The 6,530-nt window shown below is 43.8% G+C and carries 8 protein-coding genes and 1 pseudogene; all 9 read left to right on the forward strand.

Translation table 11 applies throughout. The features are described 5' to 3' along the window. Positions 1 to 286: SpoIIE family protein phosphatase (locus tag HY877_05930; protein ID MBI5299814.1), on the forward strand; the 286-nt coding region annotated here is incomplete at its 5' end. Between the two features lie 27 nt (positions 287 to 313). Further along, entirely contained in the window at positions 314 to 760 is a 447-nt protein-coding gene (locus HY877_05935; protein MBI5299815.1) for a nucleotidyltransferase domain-containing protein, read from the forward strand. Then, entirely contained in the window at positions 757 to 1,185 is a 429-nt protein-coding gene (locus HY877_05940; protein ID MBI5299816.1) for a DUF86 domain-containing protein, read from the forward strand. The genes HY877_05935 and HY877_05940 overlap by 4 nt, the downstream gene beginning before the upstream one ends. A 131-nt stretch (positions 1,186 to 1,316) precedes the next feature. Continuing rightward, positions 1,317 to 1,844, forward strand: coding sequence for a hypothetical protein (locus HY877_05945; GenBank protein ID MBI5299817.1), 528 nt, complete (start codon positions 1,317 to 1,319; stop codon positions 1,842 to 1,844). 90 nt (positions 1,845 to 1,934) lie between these two features. After that, the gene (locus HY877_05950; protein ID MBI5299818.1) at positions 1,935 to 2,672 is read left to right on the forward strand and encodes a hypothetical protein; all 738 of its coding nucleotides are present in this window, start codon (positions 1,935 to 1,937) and stop codon (positions 2,670 to 2,672) included. Beyond that, the gene (hemB, locus tag HY877_05955; protein MBI5299819.1) at positions 2,641 to 3,606 is read left to right on the forward strand and encodes a porphobilinogen synthase; all 966 of its coding nucleotides are present in this window, start codon (positions 2,641 to 2,643) and stop codon (positions 3,604 to 3,606) included. The genes HY877_05950 and hemB overlap by 32 nt, the downstream gene beginning before the upstream one ends. Positions 3,607 to 3,869: 263 nt before the next feature. Next, positions 3,870 to 5,349: pseudogene (locus HY877_05960) on the forward strand (ATP-binding protein). A gap of 14 nt (positions 5,350 to 5,363) precedes the next feature. Next, positions 5,364 to 5,501, forward strand: a complete 138-nt coding sequence (locus HY877_05965) for a hypothetical protein (GenBank protein MBI5299820.1) — start codon at positions 5,364 to 5,366, stop codon at positions 5,499 to 5,501. Continuing rightward, positions 5,488 to 6,530 (forward strand): DNA polymerase I (locus HY877_05970; GenBank protein MBI5299821.1); only part of this gene is annotated, 1,043 nt, incomplete at its 3' end. The genes HY877_05965 and HY877_05970, both read left to right, overlap by 14 nt.

A 6,530-nucleotide genomic window follows, 5' to 3' on the forward strand; every position in this document is an offset into this window, starting at 1 on the left:
AACCGAAGATCCTTTGCTAGGCATCCAACGAAAAGAAATCTACCATCAAAAAAGTTGTCCGTTAAACAAAGGCGATGTGGTTATTTTTTATACCGATGGGTTGGTAGAGTCCAAAATCAAAGGGAAAAAATCCTTTGGCACCGAAGGTCTTTTGAAAACAACGAAAATCCTATCGGACAAACAAGCCATCGAAATACAAAACGGCATTTTGAAAACTTGGAAGGATTTCACTAAAAATCCAATCCCTCAGGATGACATCACACTACTTGTTTTGAAAGTGACATGAAATAACTGCTATGTTAGTCTGATTTTGATGAAAAAAACACCTTCCATTCGCAATCGGCTTCAAGAACTTGGAGTGGCCGCCGTTTATCTTTTTGGATCAAGGGCACAGGACCTTCACCGTTCCGACAGCGATTTTGACATCGGAATTCTTCTGGAAAAAAGTCAAGACCCAGCTTTGCTGGGTCGCGAAGCAAACTCGAAGAGTTTGCGGAGTATAAATAAAAGCGGGGATATCTATCAGGATCTCTACGAGCTGTTCAGCGATTTCTACCGGACGATGTCCGATATCGACATCGTTTTTCTTCGGGAAACAACGGGGCAACTTCGCTATCATGTTGTCAAAAACGGAAAAATTCTATTCGACTTGAATCCTAAAATGAGACACCAATTTGAGGAACTCACCATTTTGGAGCATGCCGATTTTGAATCCCATCGCAAATTGTTTGAAAAGCATCTTTTGAACAGCATCCCATGAAACCATCACTCGACAAAGAAACCATTTTGGTACGCATGAGCGGCATTCAGGAAGAAGTGGCCCAATTGCAACTCTTGGGGCAGGAACCCTTTGATTCCTTTTCCAAAGGAGTCGGTTTCAAATTGGCTCAGTATCATCTTCACCGGGCACTGGAAGGAGTGTTCCATGTTGCCTCGCATATTTTGGCTCGTCTGCCCGGCGGTGCCAGAACGGGTACTTACAAAGAACTTGCCTTTGCCCTTGGCGAAAAGGGAATCGTCCCGCAGGATTTTGCCTCTCAAAAATTGGTAAAAATGGCCGGTTTTCGAAATCGTTTGGTCCATTTTTACGCCCAAATCACGCCAAAAGAAATTTACAATCTTTTGAATAACGATCTCGGAGATTTTGAAATTTTCCTTTCCAGCATCAAAAAAATTCTGCCATGACACTGTAGTATAATGAATTAACTTTTAGTATGTCATCCCCGCGAAGGCGGGGATCCAGAAAAACTGGCAAACAAATGGATTCCTGCCTTCGCAGGAATGACAGATGTCCTAATGAAAAGTTAATTTTCTATATGACCAAAATCGAAAAATATTTTGAGAGGCTTGCCGAAAAAGATTTTCGTTGTGATTTGGAACCGATGCGCCGGGTTTGTGAACTCTTCAACAACCCGCAGGTTCAATATCCCACAGTTCATATTGTCGGCACCAATGGCAAAGGATCTACCGCCGCTTTTTTAGAATCCATTCTTCGGGAAGCGGGATTGAAAACCGGTTTGATCACTTCGCCTCATCTTGTCGATCTCACCGAACGCATTCAAATCAACCGCGAATCAATTAACAGCAAGACACTCGACGCGCTTGTTGAGAAAGTTCGTCCACGGCTTCCCGAAGAAAATTTTTTAAGTTTTTTTGAGATGATAACCCTACTTGGGTTTCTTTATTTTTCCGAACAAAAAGTGGATATCGCAATTATCGAAGCAGGAATGGGAGGGCGTTTAGATGCCACCAATCTTTTAAAACCGAAACTAATTCTTGTAACGCCCATCTCTCTGGACCATCAAAATTATCTGGGAGAAACTCTCACGCAAATCGCTTTGTAAAAATGCGCCTATTTTAAACCCGGAGCCACCTTCATTAGCTCCCCTAAAACACCCGAAGTTGTCTCCATCATCAAAGAGTCCTGTCAAAAAATGGGTTTGACTCTGAAATGGATCCATCCATCAGCGATGATTCATCCCTTGGGACTTCACGGCCAGCACCAAAAAACAAACGCGGCGCTGGCTCTGTGCGCCGCGCAAGAACTGCTTCCTGAGATAAAATTAGAATCAGTTTTTGTGGAAGCTCTTCTTAAAACAAAATGGCCGGGGAGATTACAGTATATCCAGTGCATCCCTAATAACGTCATTCCCGCGAAAGCGGGGATCCAGAACTTGTTAAAAATACTGGATTCCCGCTTTCGCGGGAATGACAAATCAGGAGTTTTTAAAGATGCCCTCCAAAAAAACCCTCCGGTTTTAATAGATGGCGCTCATAATCTGGCCGGCATTCAAGCCTTGTCCGATTATCTAAAGGACGCTCACCCAAAAACTAAAATTCATTTTCTCCTCGGAGTTCTTAAAGATAAAAATTGGCAGGAGATGTTTTTGCCATTGGTGCCTCTGGCACAAAGTTTTTCCTGTGTTACACCTGTTTCCAAAAGGGCCTTGCCCGCAAAAGAACTGACGGCCCATCTGCGACAACATTGTTCCAAACCCGTCTTTTCCTTGGAGGAACCGATTAAATTCTCTTCTGTCATTCCCGCGAAAGCGGGAATCCAGTCGGATCCCAATCTTCTCGGGGATGACAGCGTATTAGTTGCAACGGGCTCCCTTTATATGGTAGGAGAGATCCTCCAATATGTTTCCACAAACACGATTGAGACGACTTAGAAACACCCCTGCCATGAGACGGCTTGTTGAAGAAACTCATCTGAACCGCGCTCAAATGATCTGGCCCAGCTTTGTTGTTCCGGGTCAAAACGTTCAAGAAGAAATTGAATCTATGCCGGGCCAATTTCGCTATTCTGTCGATAGAATAACAAAAGAAGCTAAAGTGGCACTTGAAGAGGGGTTGGGCGGAATTCTGCTCTTTGGAGTCCCTTCTCAAAAGGATCCCAACGCCAAGGGCGCCATCCAAAAAGATGGGTTAATCCCTCAAGCCATTCAAGCCATCAAAGAAATTGCCCCAAATTTATTAGTGATGACGGATGTTTGTTTATGCGCTTACACCGACCACGGCCATTGTGGCATCGTCGATTCAAAAGGCAACATTGTGAATGATGCCAGTCTGGAAATTTTATCCGAGATGGCCCTGAGACATGCCGAAGCCGGAGCCGATATGGTAGCACCATCCGATATGATGGATGGACGTATCAAAATAATTCGGAAGACTCTTAATGAAAAAGGTTTCAGCAATACACCCATTTTAAGTTACGCCGCCAAATATGCCTCTTCGTTCTACGGTCCTTTCCGAGACGCGGCCCACTCCAAACCCTCTTCGGGGGATCGCAAATCCTATCAAATGAACCCGGCCAATATTCGAGAAGCCTTGCGTGAAATGGAAGCCGACTTGGAAGTGGGTGCCGATATGCTCATGGTGAAACCAGCTCTCCCTTATCTGGACGTAATTGCCGCCGCCAAACAACGTTTTAATGTCCCTATCGCGGCGTATCAAGTGAGCGGCGAATACGCGATGATCAAGGCCGCCGCAAAAAACGGCTGGCTCGACGAAAAGCAAGCCGTCCTCGAATCCCTCACCGCCATCAAACGCGCCGGCGCCGATATTATTCTCAGCTATTTTGCCAGAGAGTATGACCAAAATTAAATCCCTCGGGAAATCCAACAACGGCGCTCCTCTTGGTTTTGAACAAAAACTATGAAACGCCTTACGATTCAGTTAAAAGGCCAATTTAAAGAGTCAGAAGCACTCAAAGAGACAATTTATAACAACATGAAAAAACTAGGATTTTTGTGATTTATTTTACCTATGCATTCTTAAAATTTAATGAAAAAACAAGTAATAACAAATGGTTGCAATATAAAAATATTTAATATAATGATGATTATGTTATTTTAATAATTATGAAAATGGACTGGAAATATTACGGCAGGAAATCAGAAGTCGAACAGCTCAACCGGATCATTAACCGAAATCGGTGGTTTTTTGCAAAGGTCACTGGGCGAAGGCGAATTGGAAAAACAACTCTGATTCAGCATGTGCTCACGGCAGAACATGGGCGGCCGCTGTTTTATTTTCAGACGCCAGATTCTTCTCCCGCCGGTGTCTTGAATATTGTCCATGATGCCATGGATACTTTTCAAATTTCCGACAGTGATTTTGCAAAACCCAGAAAATTGCTTGAGCTAGCGAAGCTGGTATCCAAAATGGTTCGGAAGGGTTTCATTGTTGTCATCGATGAATTTCAGTATTTCAATCGACAAAGACTTCGTGATTTTTGCTCCTATTTGCAACAAGAGGTGGATTTGTTGACGAGGGATGCAAGCGAGGTGAGGGGAAGGATTATTTGTTTTGGGTTCCATCCATACCGAGATGACCGCGATTTTAGAAGACAGATCTGCCCCGCTTTACAACAGAACTACGGATGAAATTGAACTGCCTCATCTTGAAATTGGTTCAATATTGGAGATATTGAGGGAACACGGCGGGGTTGATTCGGAATATACGTTGTTTTTGTGGAATTTATTTGAAGGAGTTCCAAAATTTTATCGAGATTGTTTTGAGCAGGGAGTTTTGGGCAAACCAAGACCCTTTTTATTGAAAAGAATATTTTTTGAAAGTTCCTCTCCGTTGAAAAACGAGGCGGACAATTGGTTTCTCAGGGAACTTCACGGTCGTTATGATGCTATTTTAAAATATATCGCTCGCCATCCGGGCTGTTTTCATAATGATCTGTTGAGCCATGTCAGGGAAATCAGCGAAGAGGATGAGCAGGTCGCAGGATACCTGCAAACGCTGGTTAATAGATACCGGATTGTTGAAAAGCGTCTTCCCATTTTTGCCGCCTCAAAAGCAAGGAGTAGCCGGTATTATATCACCGATAATTTTTTAAAGTCTTGGCTGGGGGCGATTTCAGCCCCAGTTGCGGCGGTTAATTTTTCACCGGTTGATATTCTCGTACAACAGGCGGATGAGAGATTAAAAACAGCGGATGAGAGATTAAAAACAATGGAGGGAACTTCTTTTGAAAAACTGGTCGGCATTTTGTATGAAGAACGGAGTCGGAAAAATATCGGCGACCTGCGCCTCACCAAAAGAATTTCTGGATTTTGGGATCGGGGTGATACGGAGATTGATTTGGTTGCACTGGATGAAGAAAATAAAATCATACGCTTTGGAGATTGTAAAAGGTCCGAAAAAGATTTGGTCCTGAACAGACAAAAATTTTGCGGTCACGTGGAGAGATTTTTAAAGATCCATCGAAAATACAAAGACTGGCGGATAGAAAAAACCTGCATGGCCCCCAAAATCAACAAAGACAGCAAAGCTCTTTTGACATCGGAAGGTTTGATCGTTCAGGATTTGGCGATGCTTTTTGAGGGTCTTTAAAACAGGTGGAAAGCATGAAATCCAAAAAAACCGATTATGTTTTTGATGTCCGGCTGGAAAAGCTGGTGATCTTGAAAGGTATCGGCAAAGCGCCGGAGCAGTACCCGGCGTGGAATTATTTGGCGAGGCTTGGGCGGCATGAATTCAACTAAACATCTCTATCTCATCGACGGTTCTGGTTATATTTTTCGTGCGTATTACGCGATTCGTTCTCTTGCTACTTCCAAGGGTTTTCCTACCAATGCTATTTATGGTTTCACGCAGATGATTTTGAAATTGGCCAAAGAGGTACAGCCCATGTATTGGGCAATTGTTTTTGATTCCATCGAACCGACTTTCCGCGATGAACTTTATGACAAGTACAAAGCGAATCGCTCCGAACCACCGGATGATTTGGTCCCCCAGTTTCCTTTTATTCCAAAAGTGGTGGAGGCGATGAATATGCCGATATTTGTCAAACCGGGTTTTGAAGCCGACGACATCATCGCCACAATGACCAAACGCGCTAAAGCAGAGGGTTTTACGGTAACGATTATTTCCGGCGACAAAGATTTGATGCAACTCGTGAATGATAAAGTCGATATGTGGGATCCCATGCAGGAAAAACATTACACACACAAAGAAGTGTTACAGCGCTTTGGTGTTCCTCCTTCAAGCGTTGCTGATGTGTTCGGGCTTGTGGGGGATACCTCCGACAATATTCCGGGAGTTCCGGGCATCGGTCCCAAAACAGCGAGCAAATTAATTCAGGAATACGGCAACTTGGAAACGGTGCTTGAAAATGCCGAAAAAATTCCGGGGAAAACAGGGGAGAGCCTCAAAACATACGCGGATCAGGCCCGTCTTTCAAAACAATTGGCAACATTGCACTATAATGTGCCCGTCGCGTTTGATGAAAATGCGTTGCACTACCAACCCATCAATACCGAGGCATGCAATGAACTTTTTCGCGAACTGGAATTTTCCCGACTTGTGTCGGAGGTCGCCCCCAAGGTCACTCTTTCAAAAAGCGGTTACCGACTTATTCTTGACGAAAAAGAACTCGAAGACTTGTTGGAAAAAATTAAAAAAGAAAAATCGATGCTCGCTGTGGATTTGGAAACTACTTCGCTTGATGTGATGAAGGCCAAGATCGTCGGCATTTCTCTATCGTGGGCCAAAGGAGAAGCGGCTTATATTCC

It is taken from the genome of Deltaproteobacteria bacterium, assembly GCA_016213065.1.
GTDB lineage: Bacteria > UBA10199 > UBA10199 > SPLOWO2-01-44-7 > SPLOWO2-01-44-7 > JACRBV01.